This window comes from Salmonella sp. 32020114201800008SM, assembly GCF_017572025.1.
GTDB classification, from domain to species: Bacteria; Pseudomonadota; Gammaproteobacteria; order Enterobacterales; family Enterobacteriaceae; genus Salmonella; species Salmonella enterica.
The window spans coordinates 211,251-235,777 of the sequence record NZ_JAGEQM010000006.1; the positions used below are offsets into that span (position 1 = coordinate 211,251).

Consider the following 24,527-nt stretch of genomic DNA (forward strand, 5'->3'; position numbering starts at 1 on the left):
ATGGAAAAAGAGCAGCTGGTTGAAATCGCCAACACCGTGATGCCGTTCGGCAAATATCAGGGACGTCGATTGATCGACCTTCCGGAAGAGTATTTGCTGTGGTTTGCCCGTAAAGATCAATTTCCGGCGGGTAAACTGGGGGAGTTGATGCAAATCACGCTGCTGATTAAAACCGAGGGGCTGACGCAACTGGTGCAGCCCCTGAAACGCCCGCTTTAAGCTTTCGCGGCGCGGCTTTCCTGCTGCGCCTGTAACTTCTCGGTCTGGCGTTTGTAGCGCCGCGCCAGCCCTGCGCAGACCATCAGTTGGATCTGGTGGAAGATCATCAGCGGTAATACCATCATACCCAGCACTGACGTCGGAAACAGAATATTGGCCATCGGGATCCCGTTGGCCAGGCTTTTTTTCGAACCGCAGAAGACAATAGTGATTTCGTCGGCTTTATTGAAGCCGCATTTACGAGCGACAAAGACGTTAATGGCTATGACGATCGCCAGCAGTATGAGGCTGACCACGACGATAAACAGCAGCGATCCCCAGCCGACTTTGTGCCAGATGCCGTTGACCACCGCTTCGCTGAACGCCGAGTAGACCACCAGCAAAATAGAGGTCTGATCTGTTTTCGCGATCCACTTTTTGTTGCGCGCGACCCAGTTGCCGATCCACGGGCGAGACAGGTGTCCCAGCACAAAAGGCAGCAGCAGTTGCAGCATAATTTTGCCCACCTCTTCCAGACTGCCCTGCGCGCCATGAATATTCATTACCAGACCGACCAGCAGCGGCGACAGGAAAATGCCCAGCAGACTGGACGCAGACGCTGAGCACACCGCGGCCGCGACGTTACCGCCCGCGAGTGAAGTAAATGCAATCGCCGACTGCACGGTGGCGGGCAAAATGCACAGATACAGAAAGCCGCTGTAGAGCATAGGGTCGACATTGACAGGCGCCCACCAGGCAAACAGTACGCCGAGGACAGGAAAGAGCACAAAAGTGCTGCACATGACCCACAGATGCAACCGCCAGTGGCTGCCGCCAGCGATGATCGCTTCACGCGAAAGCTTCGCGCCATGCATAAAAAACAGCAGAGCGATGGCCGCTGTCGTAATGCCTTCAACGACAGGCACAAAGCTGCCTTCCGCCGGGAAAAAAGAGGCCAGTAGTACCACGGTGATAAGTGTCAGCGTGAAAGGGTCAAGGATACGAAAAAGTTTCATAAAAACTCCTGAAAGTCGGTGCAGCTATTTTGCGTTTTTCGCTTTGAGAAATAAAATTGATTTATTGCATCTATATATGAATCTAGTCGATGAACTATTCACTGCGTCAACTGCGTATTTTTATTACCGTCGCCCAGGCCAAAAGTTTCAGTCGGGCAGGGGACAGGATTGGACTGAGCCAGTCTGCGGTCAGTCATAGCGTAAAAGAGCTGGAGCGGCAAACCGGCGTCAGACTGTTGGATCGCACTACGCGTGAGGTGGTGCTGACCGAGGCGGGGCAACAACTGGCGACGCGTCTGGAGCGGGTGCTTGATGAACTGAACAGCATACTGCGCGATGCAGGCAGAGTAGGGACACAATTAACCGGCACCGTGCGCGTTGCCGCGAGCCAAACCATTTCTGCGCATCTTATTCCGCAATGCATTGCCCAAAGTAATTCACTTTATCCCGCTATTGATTTTGTATTGCACGATCGTCCGCAGCAGTGGGTGCTGGAGAGCATCCGCCAGGGTGAAGTGGATTTTGGCATCGTTATCGATCCCGGCGCAGCGGTGGATTTACAGTGTGAAGCCATCTTATCAGAGCCTTTTTTACTGTTGTGTCGCCAGGATCATCCGCTGGCGCATCAGGAATGGGTAAGCTGGCAGGATCTTAAACAGGCCTCGCTGGTCTTACAGGATTATGCTTCCGGCAGTCGACCGCTGATTGATGCGGCGCTGGCCCATTTTGCTATTGAGGCGGATATCGTGCAGGAGATTGGTCACCCGGCCACGCTGTTTCCAATGGTGGAAGCGGGAATCGGCATCAGCGTGCTGCCCGCGCTGGCGTTACCGCTCCCGCAGGGCAGCCACTTACAGGTTAAACGGCTGACGCCCGTAGTTGAAAGGCAGCTCATGCTGGCGCGGCGAAAAAACCGATCGCTCTCCACGGCGGCGCAGGCGTTGTGGGACGTGGTGCGTACTCAGGCCAGCGAATTAACCGCCGCGAGGGCGAAAGATCCGCTGTATCAGCTATAAATATCTATCTGTCCGTGTGTGAGGTGCGGTCTTGCCCTGCCATTTTTGACAGGGCAGTGTGTTAAAACAGGTATTTGATGGAATAAATAATGCCATCCTGCAGGAAGGATTCTCCTAACTTATTATCAGCGTAACGATATTGTACTCCTGCGGTCAGGTGAGGAGTCGCATTCCACCACAGCGCTACTGCGCCATTAATGCCATCTTTCCCGCCATTGCCCGCAGCGTAGGACGCATCGCGGTCAAACTCATACTCATTCCAGTTCGTTACGCTGAATTTCTCACTACCCAACGAGAAGCTATAGCCGGCCACCCAACCTAATACATAACCATTATCGCCTGTGTAGTAGGTCTGATCGGTATAACGTTTGGCAAAGAAGGGTTTAAACCAGTAACCGTTACCTGTGAAGTTATAGCCTAAACCATAGAGAAACATGTCATCATGGAAATTAGCGCGATGAGGTGAACCGTACGTCCCGTAGGCATGGAGATAGAGGTTTAATCCTGTATCGCCCAGATAAATACGGTTGGTATTTTTAAAGGTGTAACGCTGTTCGCTGCCTGGTTTAGCGTGGCGGCCATTGTAAAAATTTTCCCAGTCGAAGAACCCGTACATTTCTCCCCAGCTAAAATTCGCTCCGCCTTCCAGTTCCAGGTACCCAAAATCATCTTTATGAGATTTTTTACTGGTTTTTTCCGTGGTGTCTGATGTCCAGTCGAGGTAATGGAGGCCGATATCGGCGAACCCGCCTTTAAATTCCGCATGGGTGAGTGTGGGAATAATGAGTAAAGAAGAAAGCGTCAGAGTAAGAATTTTTTTCATAGCATATTTCCCTATGCCGATAATTATTAATGGGTTAATTAAAAAGAGGCAATTTATAAATATGAAAGCGGCATATTGTTAATATGAAGTGCAAGCAAAAACCAATACTGTTTTCCCTCTGTATTAATACAGAAGCGATCTAAATCTATCGATATTAAATGGCTATTGATGACACGTGAAAAGTGTATTGGTCAGCAAGGGGCGATGGTCGTTATAAAAAGGAGTCAAATTAAATCCGATAGAACAAGGAAACTTATGCCTCACGCTCTTTTTTCTCATAATCCTGAGTATTGTGTTGATATTATTCATGCACATAAACCGGCATTTACCCCGCGAGTCGCGTTTATTTTAGGCTCCGGGTTGGGGGCTCTGGCGGACCAAATCGAAGATGCGGTAGCCATTTCTTACGAGAAATTGCCGGGATTTCCCGTCAGCACCGTACACGGCCATGCTGGTGAACTGGTGCTTGGCCATCTGGCGGGGGTTCCGGTGGCCTGTATGAAAGGCCGCGGGCATTTTTATGAAGGGCGTGGAATGGCGGTGATGACCGATGCCATTCGCACGTTGAAATTACTGGGCTGTGAAGTGTTGTTCTGTACCAATGCGGCAGGATCTCTGCGCCCGGAAGTGGGGCCGGGTAGCCTGGTTGCGCTTAGCGATCACATTAATACGATGCCCGGTACGCCGATGGTGGGGCCAAACGATGATCGTTATGGCGATCGCTTCTTCTCGCTGGCTAATGCTTATGACGCAGATTATCGCGCCATGCTTCAGTCCGTTGCGGCAGAGGAGGGATTCACCCTCACTGAAGGCGTATTTGTTTCTTATCCGGGTCCGAACTTCGAAACGGCGGCAGAAATCCGCATGATGCAGATTATTGGCGGCGATGTGGTCGGAATGTCCGTTGTCCCTGAGGTGATTAGCGCACGTCATTGTGGCCTCAAAGTTGTTGCCGTCTCAGCGATCACCAATCTGGCGGAAGGGCTGGGCGATGTAAAACTCTCCCATGCGCAAACGCTGGCGGCGGCTGAACTTTCCCGGCAGAACTTTATCAATCTGATTTGCGGCTTTTTACGTAAGCTGGCCTAAACACAATGACTACGGCCCCGTATTGGGGCTTTATCTCACGGCAAGGAATAAAAAATGGGTATTACGTCCCGCTTAAAAGTCATGTCGTTCTTGCAATATTTTATCTGGGGGAGCTGGCTGGTTACCCTGGGCTCTTACATGATCAACACTCTGGATTTTACCGGCGCGAATGTCGGTATGGTCTACAGCTCAAAAGGACTGGCAGCGATTATCATGCCGGGCATTATGGGGATCATTGCTGATAAATGGCTGCGCGCTGAGCGAGCCTATATGCTTTGCCATCTGGTTTGCGCGGGGGCGTTATTATACGCCACCACCGTTACCGATCCCCAGACGATGTTCTGGGTGATGTTGGTGAATGCGATGGCGTATATGCCAACAATTGCATTATCCAATAGCGTTTCGTACTCCTGTCTGGCGAAAGCAGGTCAGGATCCGGTAACGTCATTTCCGCCCGTGCGCGTTTTCGGCACAATAGGTTTTATTGTTGCGATGTGGACGGTGAGCCTGATGGGGCTGGAACTGAGCAGTGCGCAATTATACATCGCTTCTGGCGCATCGTTATTGCTGGCCCTGTATGCGCTGACGTTACCGAAAATTCCGGTAGCCGAGAAGAAGGCGAACACCACGCTTGCCAGTAAGCTCGGACTGGATGCTTTTGTTCTGTTTAAAAATCCACGCATGGCAATCTTCTTTTTGTTTGCGATGATGTTGGGGGCGGTGCTGCAAATTACCAATGTCTTCGGTAATCCGTTCTTGCATGATTTTGCCCGTAACCCAGAGTTTGCCGACAGCTTTGTGGTGAAGTATCCCTCTATCTTGCTTTCAGTTTCGCAGATGGCGGAAGTGGGCTTTATCCTCACCATTCCGTTCTTCCTTAAACGCTTTGGTATTAAAACGGTAATGCTGATGAGCATGCTGGCGTGGACGCTGCGTTTCGGCTTCTTTGCCTTTGGCGATCCATCCCCGTTTGGCTTTGTGCTATTGCTGCTGTCGATGATTGTTTATGGCTGCGCATTTGATTTCTTCAACATCTCAGGGTCAGTATTTGTAGAGCAGGAGGTGGACTCAAGTATTCGCGCCAGCGCGCAGGGGCTGTTTATGACCATGGTTAACGGCGTGGGGGCGTGGATTGGGTCTCTTTTAAGCGGTATGGCCGTGGATTATTTTTCTATTGATGGCGTAAAAGATTGGCAAACCATCTGGCTGGTTTTTGCCGCCTACGCTCTGGCATTGGCCGTTATTTTTGCATTGTTCTTTAAATATCAGCACCATCCAGAAAAACTGTCGACCAAATCATTAGCACATTAATTTTATTTGACTGGCGAGAGGATGTTCGCCAGTCCATTTTTATGAACAAGGACACAGTATGAAAGAAATTATTCTCTCCTCCGGTATTGGATTTGGTATTGGCGCATTTTTTACTTTATGCCGTATACCTATTCCTGCACCAAATGTTTTACCCGGGGTTTTATCTATTGTATTTATGTATATTGGGTATCTTGTCGTTAAATCTATTTTTTACTAGGTAATATGGTAAATTCCAGACGTTATCCCTTACTCCTGGAGTGCGATAGTGATGGAACGAGCCCATCGTATTGATCTAAAGCTATTACGTTATTTCCTCGCTGTTGCAGAAGAATTGCATTTTGGCCGGGCTGCTGCCCGGTTAAATATGTCACAACCTCCCTTGAGTATCCATATCAAAGAACTTGAACAGCAACTGGGTACATTGCTGTTTATTCGTCATTCCCGCAGCGTTGCATTAACCCATGCCGGGAAAGTTTTAATGGAGGAGTCACGTCGCTTGTTAGCCAATGCAAATCAGGCGCTGGCGCGAGTGGAGCAGATTGGTCGCGGTGAAGCGGGGCGCATTGAACTGGGTGTGGTTGGTACGGCGCTGTGGGGAAGAATGCGTCCTGCGATGCGTCACTTTTTGAAAGCAAATCCCAATGTTGAAGTACTTTTTCGCGAAAAGTCTCCAGGTATGCAAATGGCGTTGTTAGAGCGTCGGGAACTTGATGCAGGGATCTGGCGTATGGCTATCGAACCAGCAGTCGGTTTTACCAGCATACGTTTGCATGAATCTGCATTCATGGTTGCAGTTCCGGAAGATCACGATCTGGCATCCAGAGATTCTGTGCCGCTGTCGGCGTTGCGCAATGAATATTTTGTTACGTTGCCTTCCGTACATTCTGATTGGGGATTTTTACAACGTGTATGCCAACAGGCGGGTTTCTCGCCAATGATTATTCGGGAAGTGGTTGAGCCGCAAACGGTGTTGGCGATGATCAGTATGGGGATCGGGATTACGTTGATGGCTGATGGCTATGCGCAAATGAGCTGGCCGGGTGTGGTGTTCCGTCCGTTAGAGGAACGTATTCCGGCGGATTTGTATATTGTGTATGACCAGCAGCAGGCAACGCCAGCACTGGAGAAACTGGTGGCGGCGTTGACGGTATGATGTCTGTGCCGGATGGCGACTAACGTCTTATCCGGCCTACGCGGCGGTGTCGTCTGTAGGCCTGATAAGCGCAGCGCATCAGGCAAGACCCGAACCTGCTGCAGGTTCGAATCTTCCATATCGCAGATAGCAAAAAAGCGCCTTTAGGGCGCTTTTTTACATTGGTGGGTCGTGCAGGATTCGAACCTGCGACCAATTGATTAAAAGTCAACTGCTCTACCAACTGAGCTAACGACCCGAAGTGGTGGGTGATGACGGGATCGAACCGCCGACCCCCTCCTTGTAAGGGAGGTGCTCTCCCAGCTGAGCTAATCACCCACTTCGGTACTTCACAATAAGAAATTTAGCTGGCGAGAAAGTGGTGGGTGATGACGGGATCGAACCGCCGACCCCCTCCTTGTAAGGGAGGTGCTCTCCCAGCTGAGCTAATCACCCACTTCTCAATTTCTTATCTACACGGCGGAGACTACATAAAGTAGTTGGTGGGTGATGACGGGATCGAACCGCCGACCCCCTCCTTGTAAGGGAGGTGCTCTCCCAGCTGAGCTAATCACCCCCGCTGTGTGGAGTCGCATTATAGGGAGAGTTGAAAATGAGTCAACGCATTTTCTAAAGTTTTTGTTTGTTCGTCGTAAAATTAAACAAAACGATCGTGAATTACCCCGCACTGCATGATTTCTATACGGAAATAGCAAAGCGCAGCGTTCTGACCGGATCAACATTGAGGAATCAAGCCACAGTGATAGAATACAAGGCTATTCATCTTTCCAGGATTTGCCGGTTGTCGGCATCTTTATAAACGTAAGGCCATTTCATGAAAATCAAAACTCGCTTCGCGCCTAGCCCGACAGGTTATCTGCACGTCGGCGGCGCGCGTACTGCTCTTTATTCCTGGCTTTTCGCACGTCACCACGGCGGTGAGTTCGTGCTGCGTATTGAAGACACCGATCTTGAGCGTTCCACGCCGGAAGCCATTGAAGCCATCATGGATGGTATGAACTGGCTGAACCTGGAATGGGACGAAGGCCCATATTTCCAGACCAAACGTTTTGATCGCTATAACGCGGTGATTGACGAGATGCTGGAGGCGGGAACAGCCTATAAATGCTACTGCTCTAAAGAGCGTCTGGAGCAACTGCGTGAAGATCAGATGGCGAAAGGCGAGAAGCCGCGTTATGACGGGCGTTGCCGTCACAGTCACGAACATCATGCCGACGATGAGCCATGCGTGGTGCGCTTTGCTAACCCGCAGGACGGTTCCGTTATTTTTGATGATCAGATCCGTGGGCCGATCGAATTCAGCAATCAGGAACTGGACGATCTGATCATTCGTCGTACCGACGGTTCGCCGACCTACAACTTCTGTGTGGTGGTGGACGACTGGGATATGGAAATTACCCATGTGATTCGTGGCGAAGACCATATCAACAATACTCCGCGCCAGATTAACATTCTGAAAGCGTTAAACGCGCCGGTGCCGATGTACGCGCATGTGTCGATGATTAACGGCGACGACGGTAAAAAGCTGTCTAAACGTCACGGTGCGGTGAGCGTGATGCAGTATCGCGATGACGGTTATCTGCCGGAAGCGTTGCTGAACTATCTGGTGCGTCTGGGCTGGTCCAGCGGCGATCAGGAGATCTTCACCCGCGAAGAGATGATTAAACTGTTCTCCCTCGGTGCGGTGAGCAAGTCTGCGAGCGCGTTCAACACCGATAAACTGCTGTGGCTGAACCACCACTATATCAATACGCTGGCGCCGGAATATGTGGCGACGCATTTGCAGTGGCATATCGAGCAGGAAAATATCGACACCCGTAACGGCCCGCAGCTTGCTGAACTGGTGAAGTTGCTGGGCGAGCGCTGCAAAACTCTGAAAGAGATGGCGCAGAGCTGCCGCTACTTCTATGAAGACTTCAGCGAGTTTGACGCCGATGCGGCGAAAAAACACCTCCGCCCGGTGGCGCGTCAGCCGCTGGAAGTGGTGCGCGACAAGCTGTCGGAGATTACGGACTGGTCAGCAGAAAACGTCCACCACGCGATTCAGGCCACGGCGGATGAGCTGGAAGTGGGGATGGGTAAAGTGGGGATGCCGCTGCGTGTGGCTGTGACCGGTGCCGGGCAGTCGCCTGCGCTGGATGTCACCGTACATGCGATTGGTAAAACCCGCAGCATTGAGCGTATCAACAAAGCGCTGGGCTTTATCGCCGAGCGTGAAAGTCAGCAGTAACGCCAGCTGAAATAGAATAAACGGCAGGGCAGACGCCTGCCGTTTATTATTTGTTAGTCCGCCTCATTGATACCTAAACGCGTCAGAAATCCGCGAATACCTTCCCGCGATAAAAACAGCGCCAGTTTTTCCTGTTCCTGAGCAGACATATTTTCAACGGCATCAATAATTTGTCGATAAGCGTGACTGTGCGCCGCGTTCGCATATTCTGCGAAAGCCTCTTCCGCCTGATAAAACGCAGGCAGTTTGCGAAAAGCCGGAATATTGAGAATAAACTCCCGCACGCTGGCATCAATATGGATGAGTCTTGCGCGTCCGCCTTTGACGCCGGGAAATTTTTCGGTTTTCCAGTGTTGTTCTCTGATCCAGCGATTGACGGTTTGTCTGGCCACGCCGAGGCATTCAGCCAGCTCTTCAGTGGTCATTTTACTGCGTAATCTTTTCATATTATTTGCTATCGCGTATCCCTAAGCGTTGTAACAAACCGGTAATCCCTTCACGCACGAGGAGAGAGGTAAACTGTTTCTGCTCGGATGAGGTCATCTCTTTGGCGAGCGTCATGAGCAGCGCTTCAAGCGATGCGTTGCTGGCAGGCGTGAATGTGTCTGCGTGATGGTCAACTGAACGTTCAGCGCTGCGGATATATTCACGAACCTGTTCGTTTACATGAACCAGACGGGCTTTACCGCCCTGGACGCCAGGTTTGGGCGATGTTGCCCAGCCTTCTTTCCGTACCCATTTATTGATGGTTTGTCGGCTGTAACCGGTGAGATTAGCGAGTTCTTCTGGCGTCATCCGTTCCTTGAACATAACGATTCCCTGAATAGTCGTGGGGTTAATTAGTGGTTCATTTTATAGCACCATTTTAGTCGAAACCGTGACGTGTTTAACTACTGAATGCGAGTTGTGCCGCAATGTCCTTTATTTGAATGCTTTTTCAGCGATTGAATTCGGCAAGTTCATTTTGCCGTTGACACATGCCGAGGGAATTCATATGATGCCGCCCGTCAACTCGACAAGCTTTACGTAGTGGGGCTATAGCTCAGCTGGGAGAGCGCTTGCATGGCATGCAAGAGGTCAGCGGTTCGATCCCGCTTAGCTCCACCAAATTTACTCCCGATAAATTTGGCGTATACGTAAAAGCACTATGGGGCTATAGCTCAGCTGGGAGAGCGCTTGCATGGCATGCAAGAGGTCAGCGGTTCGATCCCGCTTAGCTCCACCAACATTCAAACCCTCGCTGAAAAGCGGGGGTTTTTGCTTTTTGTCACAAAATTTATGGCCTCTGATCTGCTCTTCAGGTGCGTTTGTTTGCCGCTGCTTTTGCGGTCAATATGAGCTTTTGTTAGATTGCTTCATAATGCGAATATACTTATTATTCATGCGCCTTATATAATGATGTGAGCATTAAAGCAATGCCGGATAAGTGTAACGTATTAAAAAATATAAAAATATTCTTACTGGCCTTCTGCCTGACCGTTCCGGCTATTCTGTTATCTCGTCTCATTTCTCCCCGCGCCACAATTGATTCCAGCTATATCTTTCTGGCCTGGCTACCGCTCTGCGTCATGTTTTCCGTGCTGTTTTTATTTGGCCGCCGTGGCGTCGCGCCGATGGTAGGCGGAATGATGTTGACTAATGAATGGAATTTTCATTTACCTCTGCCACAGGCGATGGTGCTGCTATTTTGCCAGACGTTTCCCGTGTTGCTGGTTTGCGCTATCGTACGCTGGCAGCTGGGCGCGCGCTGGCGCTACGGAATACCCAACCAAGGCATCTGGCTACGCGTTTTCTGGTTAGGGTTAATGACGCCGTTTGGTATAAAAATCAGTATGCATCTGGCGGGGCACTACCTGGCTTTCCCGGTGACCATCTCTACCTTCTTTGGCACCGGCACCGCTATTTTCTCGATTGTCGATTTATTGAGTCTGATTTCTGCCGCGCTTATTTTTACCCTCTTTTTCTATTATCCGCTGCGGATGATAGTCAGCCCGCACTATATGCGTATTTTCTGGCGGAGGGATGTCGCTCCTTATCTCGCCAAAGAAAAACGCCTGTTTACGCTTCTCTGGTTTGCCACTCTGGCGACGCTATTAGCGGTGCTGTGTACGCCTTTCGAGACAAAGTATATTGCTGGCTATCTGGTGCCAGTTCTGTTCATTGGATTTACCATCGGCGTGGGGAAAATCAGCTATCCGCTGTTGAATTTTAGTTGGGCTCTCACTGCGCTATTCCTGCTTAGCTATAACCGCAATTTTCTGCAGGGCGTGGGTTCAGAATATTCGCTGGCATTTATCCTTTCAGTTCTCATTTCTTTTAGTATTTGTTTGTTGTACATGGCGCGGATTAATCAGCGTAGCGAATGGTTGAATCGACAGTGGCACTCGCAGGCATTGACCGATCCGTTGACGCAACTGCCTAACCTGCGCGCGCTGGAGCAGTTTCTTTTACAGGATGCCGGGCAAAGCGTGTGTTATCTACGCATGGAAAACCTGGAATTTCTGAGCCGTCATTACGGTATGCAGATGCGCGTGCATTGCGAACGCGAGGTGTTTCGCGTGTTGCAGCCGCTGCTGCTGGAAAAGGAGAAAATTTTCCATCTGCCGGGCAGTGAATTATTGCTGGTATTGACGGGACCGGAGACGGAAGCCCGCCTGCAATATATGCTCAATGTGCTTAATAACCGCAAAATTTACTGGAACAATACCGGTCTGGACATGGAATATGGCGCATCGTGGGGAACATTCGATGGTCGCCAGGAAACCTTGCAACCGCTGTTGGGGCAATTAAGCTGGCTGGCGGAACAATCCTGTTCGCACCGTCGGGTGCTTGCACTGACCCAGAGTATTGAAGCCGCTTCCGGGCAGACGACGGAACGGGTGCTGCGGTTGCAGAAAATCCGTCAGGCGCTGGAGCGCGGCGCGCTGGTTTTGTATGCGCAACCCATTCGCGACGCGCAGGGAAAAGGGTATGACGAGATTCTGACGCGGCTTCGGTGCGACGACGGTATCATGATGCCGAATCAGTTCATTCCGCTTATCGCCCAGTTTAACCTGAGTGTACGGTTTGATATGCAGGTGATGGAAGCGCTCCTGCAATGGTTGTCCGCGCATCCTTCGGCGGAGCAGGGGGCGCGTTTCTCGGTTAATTTGATGCCGCTGACGCTGCTGCAAAAAGAGACGGCGTCGCGCATTATGCAGCTTTTTAAACGCTATGGCGTCCCGCCTGCTTCGGTCATCATCGAAATTACTGAAGAACAGGCCTTCTCTCATTCCGAAATCAGTATGCACAATATCAACCAGCTGCGTAAGTTTGGCCTAAAAATCGCCATTGATGATTTCGGCACCGGCTATGCAAACTATGAACGGCTAAAACGCCTCAAGGCGGACATCATTAAAATCGACGGTTGTTTCGTAAAAGATATTCTGACGGACTCCCTGGATGCGATGATCGTGAAATCCATCACTGATTTAGCGAAAGCGAAATCGTTGAGCGTCGTGGCTGAGTTTGTTGAAACGCCTGCGCAGCGCGATCTGCTATTGCAGCTTGGCGTACACAGTTTGCAGGGATATCTGATTGGCCGCCCGCGCCCGTTAGGCAAATAAGCGGCATAAAAAAACCGGGGATAGCTCCCCGGTTTCTACATTAAACGCAGACTTACAGTACCAGCGCCGCGATAGAGGCGGACAGTACGCTCACCAGCGTAGAACCGTAAACCAGTTTCAGACCAAAACGGGAAACCACGTTGCCTTGCTCTTCGTTCAGGCCTTTAATCGCGCCCGCAATAATACCGATGGAAGAGAAGTTCGCGAAGGACACCAGGAAGACGGAGATAATGCCTTCAGCGCGTGGAGAGAGGGTAGAGGCGATTTTCTGCAGATCCATCATCGCCACGAATTCGTTGGAAACCAGTTTGGTCGCCATGATACTTCCTACCTGCAGCGCTTCACTGGACGGTACGCCCATTACCCATGCGACCGGGTAGAAGATGTAACCCAGAATGCCCTGGAAGGAGATGCTGTAGCCGAACCAACCGGTAACCGTTGCGAACAGCGCGTTCAGCGCCGCGATCAGCGCGATGAAACCGATCAGCATCGCCGCGACGATAATCGCCACTTTAAAACCTGCCAGAATGTACTCGCCCAGCATTTCGAAGAAACTTTGGCCTTCATGCAGGTTCGACATCTGAATATTTTCTTCGCTGGCATCAACGACATAGGGGTTGATCAGCGACAGAACGATAAAGGTGCTGAACATGTTCAGAACCAGCGCTGCGACCACATATTTAGGGTCCAGCATGGTCATATACGCGCCCACGATAGACATGGAAACGGTAGACATCGCCGTTGCAGCCATGGTGTACATGCGGTTACGGGACATTTTGCCGAGGATATCTTTATAAGCGATAAAGTTCTCAGACTGACCGAGGATCAGCGAGCTGACGGCGTTAAAAGATTCCAGTTTGCCCATACCGTTTACTTTGGACAGCAGGAAACCAATAGCGCGGATGACCACTGGCAGAACACGGATATGCTGGAGAATACCGATCAACGCGGAAATAAAGACGATCGGGCACAATACTTTCAGGAAGAAGAACGCCAAACCTTGATCGTTCATACTGCCAAAGACGAAGTTTGTCCCTTCGTTGGCAAATCCGAGCAGTTTTTCAAACATCTCGGAGAAACCTTTTACGAAGCCAAGGCCAACATCCGAGTTCAGGAAGAACCAGGCCAGTAATACTTCGATAACAAGTAACTGAATGACGTAACGAATGCGAATTTTTTTACGGTCGCTGCTAACCAGCAGTGCGAGTACCGCAACAACGGCAAGCGCCAGGACAAAATGAAGGACGCGGTCCATATTTGCTCCAAATATGAGGCAGGTTTAATTTTCGTGCACATTCTATGCAACAGCCGTAAAGAAAACGAGATCCAACACACACTATAATAAGGACCTGTGACGAGATTCAAAATTAGTGATCTGTAATACACTTTTACTGTACTGAATATGAAAATGAAAAGTTATATCAGTGTGCTAATCTTGTAATGTTAAGCCAAACTGTTCTGATACAGGTCGTCATCGTATCGGTCTATCGTTTCACACTATCAAAGTAATCACCCGTACCCATTGAAATGCACTTGATAATCATTATCAATAAACATAGCATGAAACATAGCAAAGGCTATGTTTTTGAGGCAAAAGATGACTGACAATCGCGTAGAGAATAGCAGCGGACGGGCGGCGCGCAAGCTAAGGCTCGCATTAATGGGACCTGCGTTCATTGCCGCGATTGGTTATATCGATCCTGGTAACTTCGCGACCAATATTCAGGCCGGCGCCAGCTTTGGCTACCAGCTACTCTGGGTGGTGGTCTGGGCGAACCTGATGGCGATGCTGATTCAAATCCTCTCGGCAAAACTCGGAATCGCCACGGGCAAGAACCTGGCGGAGCAAATTCGCGACCATTATCCGCGCCCGGTAGTCTGGTTTTACTGGGTACAGGCGGAAATCATCGCGATGGCCACCGATTTAGCTGAATTTATCGGCGCGGCAATAGGTTTTAAGCTGATCCTGGGCGTCTCTTTATTACAGGGCGCGGTATTGACCGGTATCGCGACGTTTCTGATTTTAATGTTACAACGCCGCGGTCAAAAACCGCTTGAAAAAGTCATCGGCGGTTTACTGCTTTTTGTCGCCGCCGCTTACATTGTGGAACTGTTTTTCTCTCAGCCTGATATGGCGCAGCTCGGCAAAGGAATGGTTATCCCGGCGCTACCGAACCCGGAAGCCGTATTCTTAGCCGCCGGCGTGCTTGGCGCGACGATTATGCCGCACGTGATTTATCTGCACTCGTCATTAACACAGCATCTGCACGGCGGAACGCGGCAACAACGGTACTCAGCAACGAAATGGGATGTCGCTATTGCCATGACGATTGCCGGTTTTGTCAATCTGGCAATGATGGCGACCGCCGCGGCGGCGTTTCATTTTAGCGGCCACACTGGCATCGCCGACCTCGATCAGGCATACCTGACGCTGGAACCGTTACTAAGCCATGCGGCGGCAACAGTGTTTGGTCTTAGTCTGGTTGCGGCAGGGCTTTCCTCCACCGTGGTAGGGACTCTGGCGGGGCAGGTGGTGATGCAAGGGTTTGTCCGTTTTCACATTCCGCTGTGGGTACGGCGCACCATTACCATGCTGCCCTCATTTATTGTGATTTTGATGGGGCTGGACCCTACCCGAATTCTGGTGATGAGCCAGGTGCTGCTGAGTTTTGGTATTGCGCTGGCGCTGGTGCCGCTCCTGATTTTCACCAGTAACGCTACGCTAATGGGCGAGCTGGTGAACACGCGGCGGGTAAAACAGGTTGGCTGGATAATTGTCGTGCTGGTCGTCGCCCTGAATATCTGGTTGCTGGTTGGAACGGTGATGGGATTGTCATAAAGACAGAAAGATAGCAGGCCCGATGCGTGGGCGTCATCGGGCTGTTATTCAGCAGGAGGCTTAGTGATGATGTTTGTGACCCCGGCCTCGCCCGCGATGATCGTCGCGATCGCGCCAGCCTTCCCGATAACCGCGTTCATACGCTTTACGCTTATCCCAGCCGCGATGATAGCCGTTGTCATGGCGCCACCAGCGATTTTTACGCCATTCATAATGGTTGTGCCAGTAATCACGGTCGCGCCAGCGACCACCGTCCCAGTAGTTACCGTAATCATCGCGATCGCCAATCTGTAATTTTATTGAGGGCAACAGGGTGATTTCGCCCGCATTCGCGGCAAGCGGTGTAAAAGCCAGCAAGGCTGCCGCCAGAATCAGTGACCTGAACATACTTTCTCTCCTTCACGATCGAGCCGTCGCCGGCCTGTTAATGCAATATTACAAAGCAGTAAAGATTTGTTTCATCGCCTTAACTCTTAAATCATGAAGGAGAGCATTTTTTGCTAAAAACGGCCCTCCAGAATAGCGTCAATTTCTGCACATTCCGCCGCTGAAAAACGGCGATTGGCCAGCATTCCCACGGCATCTTCGATTTGCGACGGTTTGCTGGCGCCAATCAGTACCGAGGTAACGTTATCGTTACGCAGCACCCAGGCGAGCGCCATCTGAGACAATTTTTGGCCCCGTCGCGCGGCCAGTTCATTCAACCGGCGAACTTTTTCCAGTTTGTCGGCGGTAATCTGTTCTGGTTTAAGGAAACGGCTTCCGCTCGCCGCGCGGGAATCTTCCGGAATGCCATTCAGATAACGGTCAGTGAGCTGCCCGCCCGCCAGCGGCGAGAAGGCAATACTACCGACGCCTTTTTCCTGCAACAGCGCCAGCAGCCCGTCCTCTACCCAACGCTCAAAAAGCGAATATTTAGGCTGATGAATCAGGCAAGGCGTGCTGAGATCCTCCAGAATATCGATAGCTTGTCTGGCCAGATCGGCAGGATAGTTAGAGATCCCCACGTACAACGCTTTGCCCTGGCGCACAAGGTGATCTAACGCTTTCATCGTCTCTTTAAGCGGCGTTTCGGGATCGGGACGATGGTGATAAAAGATATCGACATACTCCAGCCCCATACGTTTCAGGCTTTGATCGAGGCTGGCGATAAGGTATTTCCGTGAACCCCAGTCGCCATAAGGGCCATCCCACATGGTGTAGCCCGCTTTGGTGGAGATGATCAATTCATCACGCCACGGTAAAAAATCTTCCTGCAGAATGCGGCCAAAATTGCATTCTGCGGAGCCCGGCGGCGGCCCATAATTATTGGCGAGATCAAAGTGGGTAATGCCCAGATCGAACGCGCGTTGCAGCAGCGCCCGGCTATTTTCTACCCGTGTCGCATCGCCGAAGTTGTGCCATAACCCCAGCGAAATGGCGGGAAGTTTGACGCCGCTGCGCCCGCAGCGACGATACTCCATTGTGTGATAACGATTTTCATCGGGCTGATAAATCATGACCTTTCCCCCTGTGGCGTGAATAAATAGTGTATACGGTTACACTCGCCAGGCGGTATCCGGCTTTTACTGTTTGCCGCTGTAAACATTGTTTTCCAGGCTTTCATCCCCACCGTGCTGGACAGCCATCGGCATTCCTTAATACTCAACATAATGTCAACGTCAGAAGGAAAGCTGTCATGCAAAACCCCTATACCGTGGCCGACTATTTGCTGGACAGACTGGCAGGATGCGGCATTGGCCATCTTTTTGGCGTACCGGGCGATTATAACTTGCAGTTTCTTGACCATGTGATTGACCACCCGACCCTGCGTTGGGTGGGATGCGCCAATGAGCTGAACGCCGCTTATGCCGCGGACGGCTATGCGCGCATGTCGGGCGCTGGAGCGCTACTCACCACCTTTGGCGTGGGAGAACTTAGCGCTATTAACGGTATCGCGGGCAGTTACGCGGAATATGTCCCGGTCTTGCATATCGTCGGCGCGCCCTGTAGCGCTGCGCAGCAGCGTGGCGAATTGATGCACCATACCCTCGGCGACGGCGATTTTCGTCATTTTTATCGCATGAGTCAGGCGATATCCGCTGCCAGCGCAATATTGGATGAACAGAACGCCTGCTTCGAGATTGACCGCGTATTGGGTGAAATGCTTGCCGCACGCAGGCCAGGATACATCATGTTGCCCGCCGACGTGGCGAAAAAAACGGCCATCCCGCCTACGCAGGCGCTGGCGTTGCCCGTGCATGAAGCGCAAAGCGGCGTGGAGACGGCTTTTCGTTACCACGCCCGTCAGTGCCTGATGAACAGTCGGCGCATTGCGCTATTGGCCGACTTTCTTGCCGGGCGTTTTGGTTTACGACCACTGTTGCAGCGCTGGATGGCGGAAACGCCCATCGCTCATGCGACACTACTGATGGGGAAGGGGCTTTTTGATGAACAGCACCCGAACTTCGTTGGCACCTATAGCGCAGGCGCCAGCAGCAAAGAAGTGCGTCAGGCCATAGAGGACGCCGATAGGGTTATCTGCGTCGGCACCCGTTTTGTCGATACCCTTACGGCCGGATTCACCCAACAATTACCGACGGAACGCACGCTGGAGATTCAGCCTTACGCGTCGCGCATCGGCGAAACCTGGTTCAACCTCCCGATGGCGCAGGCGGTGTCTACGCTGCGCGAACTGTGCCTGGAATGCGCTTTTGCGCCGCCGCCGACGCGTTCCGCCGGACAGCCAGTGCGGATTGATAAGGGAGAACTGACCCAGGAAAGCTTCTGGCAAACCTTACAGCAGTATCTCAAACCCGGAGATATTATCCTTGTCGACCAGGGGACTGCAGCTTTTGGCGCTGCCGCGCTGTCGCTTCCTGACGGCGCGGAAGTTGTGGTACAGCCGCTGTGGGGATCTATCGGCTATTCCTTGCCCGCCGCGTTTGGCGCGCAAACCGCCTGCCCCGATCGGCGGGTGATTCTGATTATTGGCGATGGCGCGGCGCAGCTCACGATTCAGGAGATGGGCTCGATGTTACGCGACGGGCAGGCGCCGGTCATCCTGCTGCTCAACAATGACGGCTATACCGTAGAGCGCGCCATTCACGGCGCGGCCCAGCGGTACAACGACATCGCGAGCTGGAACTGGACGCAGATACCACCGGCGCTAAACGCGGCGCAACAGGCGGAGTGCTGGCGGGTGACGCAGGCTATCCAACTGGCAGAGGTCCTCGAACGTCTGGCGCGCCCACAACGTCTGTCATTTATTGAAGTGATGTTGCCAAAAGCCGATCTGCCGGAATTACTGCGTACCGTGACCCGGGCGCTGGAAGCCCGCAACGGGGGATAATGGCCCCCGCTGCGCCGGATTAGGGTTCGTGACGGTTGGCGGCCAGCAACGGTTTTCCCGCCAGCAATAGCCAGGCGGGGAGCATCACAATGCAGAGCAGCGGCAGCAGATTGGTATCCGGTACGACGACTGCCGCCATAAACAGACTGAGCCAGCCGTCGCGCGTCACTACCAGCACTAAGCCAAGAATCGCGCAGGAGACGGTAATCGCCGCGGGTACGGCCTCAACATGGGCATGGAGCATGAGCCCCAGCGCCGCGCCGATAAACACAGCCGGAAAAATGCGCCCGCCGCGAAAGCCGCTCGCCGCCGCGATGACCAGCGCGGCGAGTTTGACGACGGCTAAGGTAAAATAATCTCCCGCGCCCAGCGTCTGGCTAAACGCCATTTGTTGCATTTCGTCCAGGCCTTTAAACAGGGTAAGCGGCCCGCCAATGACGCCCAGAATACCCAGTATAAAACCGCCAATGCCGAGAATCAGGACCGGATTTTTCAGGCGGTGCAGCAACTCATGCAGACGCGGAAGGCACCAGACGGCGACCATCCCGGCGGCAATGGCGATCGCCGCGACGATCGCTCCGCTGGCAATGTCCACCAGCCGCATCTGCGTGTAATGGGCGATGGGTAACGAAAAATGCGGATGAAAGAACAGACTGGTGGTGAGTGACCCCGCCGCTGCCGCCATTAACGGCGCAAACAGGCGATCCCACATGGGAATATCGTTAGAGCCGCTAAGTGTTTGCGAAAAAATCAGCGCTGCGGCGACGGGCGTGCCGAACAGCGCGCCGATGGTGCCCGCTGAGGCCAGAATCGTCCAGTCTAACGCCGTGATACGCGGAAACAGGCGGGAGCCGAAAGCCGCCGCCAGCGCGATATTTATTGTCATTATCGGATGCTCTGGCCCCAAACTTACCCCACCAGCAAGGCCGATGATTAAGGCGAGAAGCAGCCCGGGTAGCGCAGATGGCGAGACCGGCATACTGATTAACGGTTCGATGGCCGGATCGGGGCCAGCGTGTCCGGGACTGTAACGGATAATCAAACCCACCACGATCCCGGTTAGCGTGAGCATACCCACTATCCAGAACGGCGAATCATAAGCGATGCCGATGCTGGTGGGCAGTCGTTGCCAAAGAAATTGCTGAAAAACCGACGCGACTTTCATCGCAGCGATTAAAACCAGGCTTGACGCTACGCCAATAATCAGCGCGGGGAGCGACAGCAGCAGCATCGTTCGGGCACGCGGGTGGAACATAATCTCTTCCTTACACGGGGTCGTATACCTATTTTGCACAGCCTGCCCGACGGCATTGCTGCAATTGGTGCTGAAACAAGAAAGTAATTCTGTGATGAAGATCTATATTTATAGGCAGTCAGCCTGATGGCCGTTGTTGTTATGCCCCCATGAATTTACAGTGTGACAAAGACTTATTTTGACTTTAGCGGAGCAGTAGAAGAATGACAAAGTATGCTTTAGTAGGAGATGTAGGCGGCACGAATGCGCGTCTTGCCCTGTGTGATATCGCCAGTGGAGAAATCTCGCAGGCCAAAACGTATTCCGGCCTGGATTATCCCAGTCTTGAGGCCGTGGTGCGCGTTTATCTCGATGAGCATAGCGTCAGCGTGGAAGATGGTTGTATCGCCATAGCCTGCCCGATTACCGGTGACTGGGTAGCGATGACTAACCATACCTGGGCTTTTTCTATTGCGGAAATGAAAAAAAATCTCGGCTTTAGCCATCTGGAAATCATCAACGATTTCACCGCCGTGTCGATGGCGATCCCGATGCTGAAAAAAGAGCATTTAATTCAGTTCGGCGGCGGCGAACCGGTAGACGGCAAACCTATTGCGGTGTATGGCGCGGGAACCGGCTTGGGCGTGGCGCATCTGGTGCATGTGGATAAGCGTTGGATTAGCCTTCCGGGCGAAGGCGGGCATGTCGATTTTGCGCCTAATAGCGAAGAAGAAGCTATGATTCTGGAAATATTGCGCGCCGAAATTGGCCACGTTTCCGCCGAGCGCGTGCTGTCTGGCCCGGGGCTGGTGAATCTTTACCGGGCGATTGTTAAGTCCGACAACCGTCTGCCGGAAAATCTGCGCCCGAAAGATATTACCGAACGCGCCCTGGCGGATAGCTGTATCGATTGTCGCCGCGCGTTGTCGCTCTTTTGCGTCATCATGGGGCGATTTGGCGGCGATCTGGCGTTAACCATGGGGACATTTGGCGGCGTTTATATCGCTGGCGGTATTGTCCCGCGCTTCCTGGAATTTTTTAAAGCGTCCGGCTTCCGTGGTGGCTTTGAAGATAAAGGCCGCTTTAAAGATTATATACACGGTATTCCGGTCTATCTGATTGTCCATGATAACCCTGGCTTGTTAGGCTCCGGCGCGCATCTGCGCCAGACATTAGGTCATATTCTATAAGCCAGATGGTGGCATAAACGCCTTATCCGGCCTACAAAAGTGTGTCATCTGTAGGCCTGATAAGCGCAGCGTCATCAGGCAATTAAACATTCTCTTGTCAGTCTCAAACCGCGTGCCTCACGCGGTTTTTTTCATTGCCTTTCCTGTGCATGAATGCTTCAACTGTCTGAATTATTTCACTTTACTCTTGCTGAGCGAAAGGTCAAACACCAGCGCGTTGAGTCATCATGTCATGGCGGTTAGTCAGGCGAAAACAGGGATTTATTTTACTATACGTATCCGGTTCGCTGCCTTATTTACGGTTTCATCGCGGCATCTTGCTGGAAAGGATCCTCATTTTCGGGGAAATGTCCCTGAAAAATACCGCAATATGACATGATCGAATACCATTATCATTAGTAAGGATTTTGGTTAAAGAGGAAAAACCACAAAATCAAAAGGGGATTATTTGAGATAAGGTTTATTGACAGGAAATTATCGTCGGCTGCGCTACGTTACGTAAATTCAATGATATCAATTTGTTAATAATATGATTTGTTTGATGCTATAACTGACATGCTTAAAAGGTAAATTTTTACGCTTGTTCCTCTTTTTTCGTCGCTAAAAAATATTTTCATTAGCCTCTCGACAGGAAGAAAATTTTCAGGCTATTTTCTAAAGGAGCCACCATCGTGGCAGCGTCGCTCGGACGGTCCGGGCGCTAACGTTAATCTGAGGATATTATGGCTGACTTCCGCCCTGAACGTCGCTTTACGCGTATCGATCGCCTTCCGCCCTATGTTTTTAACATCACCGCTGAACTCAAAATGGCTGCGCGTCGGCGCGGTGAAGATATTATTGATTTCAGTATGGGTAATCCTGATGGCGCAACCCCTCCCCACATTGTCGAAAAACTTTGCACCGTCGCGCAGCGTCCGGATACGCACGGTTATTCCACGTCTCGCGGCATACCGCGTTTACGCCGCGCGATTTCTCACTGGTATCAGGAACGTTATGATGTCGATATCGATCCGGAAACCGAAGCGATTGTGACCATCGGTTCCAAAGAGGGACTGGCGCATTTAATGCTGGCGACGCTGGATCATGGCGATACGGTACTGGTGCCGAACCCCAGTTACCCGATTCATATCTATGGCGCCGTTATCGCCGGGGCGCAGGTGCGTTCGGTTCCATTGGTCGAGGGGGTGGATTTCTTCAACGAGCTGGAGCGCGCTATTCGCGAAAGTTATCCGAAACCGAAAATGATGATTTTGGGTTTTCCATCTAACCCTACGGCCCAGTGCGTCGAACTGGAATTTTTTGAAAAAGTGGTCGCTCTGGCTAAACGTTATGATGTGCTGGTGGTGCACGATCTGGCGTATGCCGATATCGTGTACGACGGCTGGAAAGCGCCATCCATTATGCAGGTGCCTGGCGCACGCGACGTGGCGGTCGAATTTTTCACGCTGTCGAAAAGCTATAATATGGCGGGCTGGCGTATTGGGTTTATGGTGGGTAATAAAACCCTGGTCAGCGCGCTGGCGCGCATTAAAAGTTATCACGATTATGGCACCTTTACCCCGCTTCAGGTGGCGGCTATCGCCGCTCTGGAAGGCGATCAGCAGTGCGTGCGCGATATCGCCGAGCAGTATAAACGTCGTCGCGATGTGCTGGTGAAGGGGCTGCATGAGGCGGGCTGGATGGTTGAAATGCCGAAAGCCTCAATGTACGTCTGGGCGAAAATCCCGGAGCAATATGCGGCGATGGGGTCGCTTGAGTTTGCCAAGAAGCTGCTGAATGAGGCGAAGGTTTGTGTTTCTCCAGGGATAGGCTTTGGTGATTATGGCGACACCCATGTACGCTTTGCATTAATAGAGAATCGCGACCGCATTCGCCAGGCCGTCAGAGGGATTAAAGCGATGTTCCGCGCCGATGGCGTGCTGCCGTCACATCCAAAACCCGTTGAGGCGAGCACGGAGTAGAAAAGCAAACAGGAGCCCCATGGCTCCTGTTTTTCTTTGCATTGTACTTTTAAATCATCAGGGCGAAAGTACCGGCCCAAACGATGACCATAAATGAAATGCCCATAAAGAAATATTTCACGTTTCATCTCTCCGCGTACCTGTCGTACGCCTAAATGAACTTACACTTACCTGATTATAGAGAGTTGATGCCGGACAATACGAAATTGAGAATTATTCGTGTTTTGACCGCCTGCATCACCTCAGAATTCTGCGCGTCATCGCTCCAGACGGCGCTAATGTACGCCTAAAAATGAGGTGAAACAAGAGGCATTTTCTTATTTACTTTTAGTAACTTACAAGTGTCGGGAATCGGCGACAGTTTAATTTCTGACAGTGATGAATCGCTATTGAGCGACGCCGCCGACACAGTAAAAAATCGCCTGTAAACAGGAGACTTATCGCTAAAAGCAGGAATGAGTAATTTACGATGTGAATATTATGGCAATGCGAAATGACAAAATAAAAGGCCTTGCGGCCTTTTTCAGATGTAGAGTGACGCTTCCCCCAGCGGGCGAGTCTTGAAACGGCGATGAATCCAGAGATATTGCTCCGGGGCGCGCATGATCTCTTTCTCAATAATTTTATTCATATAGGCAGCGGCTTGATTTTCATCTGCCGGGTAACCTTCCATTTCAGGGGTAATATACAGACGATAACCCGAGTTATCGGATTTCCTTACCATTGTAACGGTCAACATGGCGGCGCCAGACAGCCTGGACAGTACATAGGTGCCGTTGGTGGTGGCGACGTTTTCAACCGCGAAAAATGGCGCAAAGGAGCTGCCTTTAGGGCCGTAGTCCTGGTCGGGAGCAAACCAAACGGCTTCCCCTTTTTTTAGCGCGCCCACAATGCCGCGCAGATTGTTTCTGCCGATCATCGCTTTATTTGAGCGCATACGACCGCGCGTCTGCACCCACTCCATGAGCGGATTGTTATGCGGACGATAGGTCGCCATCATCGGCTGGCAGAGACCCATTACCCGGCCTCCCAATTCCAGCGACATAAAATGCACGCCAACGACCATTACGCCGCGATTTTGCGCCTGCGCACGGGTAAGGTTGTCCAGCCCGTCCACATCAAACCATTTGCGAACCCGGCTATCAGGCCAGAACCAGGCCATGCCCGTTTCAAGCAGCGCCATGCCAAGAGAGTGGAAATTCTCGGCGATCAGTTTTTCCCTTTCTTCCCGGGAGAGGGTCGGAAAACAGAGTTCAATATTTTTCTGAGCGATCGACTCACGTCGCTTCAGGAAGGGGCGCGCCAGCTTACCGGTGCGGGTGCCCAGAAAACGCAAAACCGGGTAGGGAAGCTGCACCAGTAACCAGAGGACGCCAACACCAAACCACGTCAACCAGTAGCGCGGGTGCAAAAACGCGCGTGAAAATTTGCTTTGAGGAAACATAAAATACCTTCTGTAGATACGAAAATAATGTATCGCAGAAGAGTCATTATCCGCAGCGGTACACTCTGAAATACGCATCATCCTTCA

Annotated in this window: 22 protein-coding genes and 6 tRNA genes; 14 read left to right on the plus strand and 14 right to left on the minus strand. The window is 51.7% G+C overall.

The features are described from left to right. Positions 1-219, plus strand: a complete 219-nt coding sequence (locus tag J4613_RS16975; protein ID WP_001519708.1) for a DUF3820 family protein — start codon at positions 1-3, stop codon at positions 217-219. Here J4613_RS16975 and J4613_RS16980 read toward each other — a convergent pair. Beyond that, positions 216-1,214: a bile acid:sodium symporter family protein gene (locus tag J4613_RS16980; protein ID WP_000765580.1), complete on the minus strand. Its 999-nt coding sequence runs from the start codon at positions 1,212-1,214 to the stop codon at positions 216-218. The two genes, J4613_RS16975 and J4613_RS16980, sit on opposite strands and share 4 nt — an antisense overlap. An 89-nt stretch (positions 1,215-1,303) precedes the next feature. Here J4613_RS16980 and J4613_RS16985 point away from each other — a divergent pair, with 89 nt between their 5' ends. Then, entirely contained in the window at positions 1,304-2,230 is a 927-nt protein-coding gene (locus J4613_RS16985) for a LysR family transcriptional regulator (RefSeq protein WP_001109831.1), read from the plus strand. Positions 2,231-2,291: 61 nt separating this feature from the next. Here the strand turns inward: J4613_RS16985 and J4613_RS16990 are convergent, their stop codons facing one another. After that, positions 2,292-3,053 (minus strand): outer membrane protein OmpK, encoded by a 762-nt coding sequence (locus tag J4613_RS16990; RefSeq protein WP_000722938.1) that lies wholly within the window; start codon positions 3,051-3,053, stop codon positions 2,292-2,294. 255 nt (positions 3,054-3,308) lie between these two features. Between J4613_RS16990 and xapA the strand changes: the two genes are divergently transcribed. From xapA to J4613_RS17010, 4 genes are read left to right on the plus strand one after another with little or no spacing between them, the layout of a single operon-like run. After that, positions 3,309-4,142 (plus strand): xanthosine phosphorylase, encoded by an 834-nt coding sequence (xapA, locus tag J4613_RS16995; RefSeq protein WP_047607533.1) that lies wholly within the window; start codon positions 3,309-3,311, stop codon positions 4,140-4,142. Positions 4,143-4,196: 54 nt separating this feature from the next. Beyond that, entirely contained in the window at positions 4,197-5,453 is a 1,257-nt protein-coding gene (locus J4613_RS17000) for a nucleoside permease (protein ID WP_000513241.1), read from the plus strand. 58 nt (positions 5,454-5,511) lie between these two features. Beyond that, positions 5,512-5,670, plus strand: coding sequence for a DUF1427 family protein (locus tag J4613_RS17005; RefSeq protein WP_000658727.1), 159 nt, complete (start codon positions 5,512-5,514; stop codon positions 5,668-5,670). Positions 5,671-5,721: 51 nt separating this feature from the next. After that, positions 5,722-6,606 (plus strand): LysR family transcriptional regulator, encoded by an 885-nt coding sequence (locus J4613_RS17010; RefSeq protein ID WP_000438886.1) that lies wholly within the window; start codon positions 5,722-5,724, stop codon positions 6,604-6,606. Positions 6,607-6,768: 162 nt separating this feature from the next. On the opposite strand, the gene J4613_RS17015 is transcribed toward J4613_RS17010, so the two are convergent. The 4 genes from J4613_RS17015 to J4613_RS17030 all read right to left on the minus strand — a co-directional run bounded on the left by J4613_RS17015 (position 6,769) and on the right by J4613_RS17030 (position 7,162). After that, positions 6,769-6,844, minus strand: a tRNA-Lys gene (locus tag J4613_RS17015). Positions 6,845-6,848: 4 nt separating this feature from the next. Further along, a tRNA-Val gene (locus J4613_RS17020) sits at positions 6,849-6,924 on the minus strand. A 41-nt stretch (positions 6,925-6,965) separates the two neighbouring features. After that, positions 6,966-7,041, minus strand: a tRNA-Val gene (locus J4613_RS17025). Positions 7,042-7,086: 45 nt separating this feature from the next. After that, positions 7,087-7,162: transfer RNA gene (locus J4613_RS17030), tRNA-Val, on the minus strand. 258 nt (positions 7,163-7,420) lie between these two features. Between J4613_RS17030 and gltX the strand changes: the two genes are divergently transcribed. Then, positions 7,421-8,836 carry a glutamate--tRNA ligase gene (gene gltX, locus J4613_RS17035; protein WP_000695624.1) on the plus strand — a complete coding sequence of 472 codons (1,416 nt, stop codon included), beginning with the start codon at positions 7,421-7,423 and terminating at the stop codon, positions 8,834-8,836. Positions 8,837-8,889: 53 nt separating this feature from the next. Here gltX and J4613_RS17040 read toward each other — a convergent pair whose 3' ends face one another. Then, positions 8,890-9,282 carry a YfeC-like transcriptional regulator gene (locus J4613_RS17040; protein ID WP_000826514.1) on the minus strand — a complete coding sequence of 131 codons (393 nt, stop codon included), beginning with the start codon at positions 9,280-9,282 and terminating at the stop codon, positions 8,890-8,892. A 1-nt stretch (position 9,283) separates the two neighbouring features. Next, positions 9,284-9,646: a YfeC-like transcriptional regulator gene (locus J4613_RS17045; protein WP_000472034.1), complete on the minus strand. Its 363-nt coding sequence runs from the start codon at positions 9,644-9,646 to the stop codon at positions 9,284-9,286. Between the two features lie 221 nt (positions 9,647-9,867). Between J4613_RS17045 and J4613_RS17050 the strand changes: the two genes are divergently transcribed. The 3 genes from J4613_RS17050 to J4613_RS17060 all read left to right on the plus strand — a co-directional run bounded on the left by J4613_RS17050 (position 9,868) and on the right by J4613_RS17060 (position 12,441). Then, positions 9,868-9,943 (plus strand) — tRNA-Ala (locus tag J4613_RS17050). 42 nt (positions 9,944-9,985) lie between these two features. Beyond that, positions 9,986-10,061 (plus strand) — tRNA-Ala (locus tag J4613_RS17055). A 190-nt stretch (positions 10,062-10,251) separates the two neighbouring features. After that, positions 10,252-12,441 (plus strand): sensor domain-containing phosphodiesterase, encoded by a 2,190-nt coding sequence (locus tag J4613_RS17060; RefSeq protein ID WP_001112948.1) that lies wholly within the window; start codon positions 10,252-10,254, stop codon positions 12,439-12,441. A gap of 52 nt (positions 12,442-12,493) precedes the next feature. Here J4613_RS17060 and nupC read toward each other — a convergent pair whose 3' ends face one another. Then, complete coding sequence (gene nupC, locus J4613_RS17065) at positions 12,494-13,696, minus strand: nucleoside permease NupC (RefSeq protein WP_000376347.1); 1,203 nt, start codon at positions 13,694-13,696, stop codon at positions 12,494-12,496. Between the two features lie 342 nt (positions 13,697-14,038). Between nupC and J4613_RS17070 the strand changes: the two genes are divergently transcribed. Then, positions 14,039-15,280 carry an Nramp family divalent metal transporter gene (locus J4613_RS17070; protein ID WP_000131735.1) on the plus strand — a complete coding sequence of 414 codons (1,242 nt, stop codon included), beginning with the start codon at positions 14,039-14,041 and terminating at the stop codon, positions 15,278-15,280. A 60-nt stretch (positions 15,281-15,340) separates the two neighbouring features. On the opposite strand, the gene ypeC is transcribed toward J4613_RS17070, so the two are convergent. Next, positions 15,341-15,667, minus strand: coding sequence for a DUF2502 domain-containing protein YpeC (gene ypeC / locus J4613_RS17075; protein WP_000490091.1), 327 nt, complete (start codon positions 15,665-15,667; stop codon positions 15,341-15,343). A gap of 113 nt (positions 15,668-15,780) precedes the next feature. Next, entirely contained in the window at positions 15,781-16,779 is a 999-nt protein-coding gene (mgrA, locus tag J4613_RS17080) for an L-glyceraldehyde 3-phosphate reductase (RefSeq protein WP_000640287.1), read from the minus strand. A gap of 179 nt (positions 16,780-16,958) precedes the next feature. Between mgrA and J4613_RS17085 the strand changes: the two genes are divergently transcribed. Next, positions 16,959-18,611 (plus strand): alpha-keto acid decarboxylase family protein, encoded by a 1,653-nt coding sequence (locus J4613_RS17085; RefSeq protein ID WP_001180860.1) that lies wholly within the window; start codon positions 16,959-16,961, stop codon positions 18,609-18,611. A gap of 19 nt (positions 18,612-18,630) precedes the next feature. On the opposite strand, the gene J4613_RS17090 is transcribed toward J4613_RS17085, so the two are convergent. Beyond that, positions 18,631-19,866: an ion channel protein gene (locus J4613_RS17090; RefSeq protein ID WP_000468920.1), complete on the minus strand. Its 1,236-nt coding sequence runs from the start codon at positions 19,864-19,866 to the stop codon at positions 18,631-18,633. Between the two features lie 203 nt (positions 19,867-20,069). On the opposite strand from J4613_RS17090, the gene glk reads away from it, so the two are divergent. Both glk and alaC read left to right on the plus strand, forming a co-directional pair. Beyond that, positions 20,070-21,035: a glucokinase gene (gene glk / locus J4613_RS17095; protein WP_000170378.1), complete on the plus strand. Its 966-nt coding sequence runs from the start codon at positions 20,070-20,072 to the stop codon at positions 21,033-21,035. A gap of 722 nt (positions 21,036-21,757) precedes the next feature. Further along, a complete protein-coding gene (alaC, locus tag J4613_RS17100; RefSeq protein WP_000763118.1) occupies positions 21,758-22,996 on the plus strand; it encodes an alanine transaminase in 1,239 nt (412 codons plus the stop codon). A gap of 49 nt (positions 22,997-23,045) precedes the next feature. On the opposite strand, the gene ypdK is transcribed toward alaC, so the two are convergent. Both ypdK and lpxP read right to left on the minus strand, forming a co-directional pair. Beyond that, positions 23,046-23,117, minus strand: a complete 72-nt coding sequence (gene ypdK, locus J4613_RS17105; RefSeq protein WP_010723117.1) for a membrane protein YpdK — start codon at positions 23,115-23,117, stop codon at positions 23,046-23,048. Positions 23,118-23,519: 402 nt separating this feature from the next. Further along, a complete protein-coding gene (lpxP, locus tag J4613_RS17110) occupies positions 23,520-24,440 on the minus strand; it encodes a kdo(2)-lipid IV(A) palmitoleoyltransferase (RefSeq protein ID WP_000484431.1) in 921 nt (306 codons plus the stop codon). Positions 24,441-24,527: the final 87 nt, after the last annotated feature.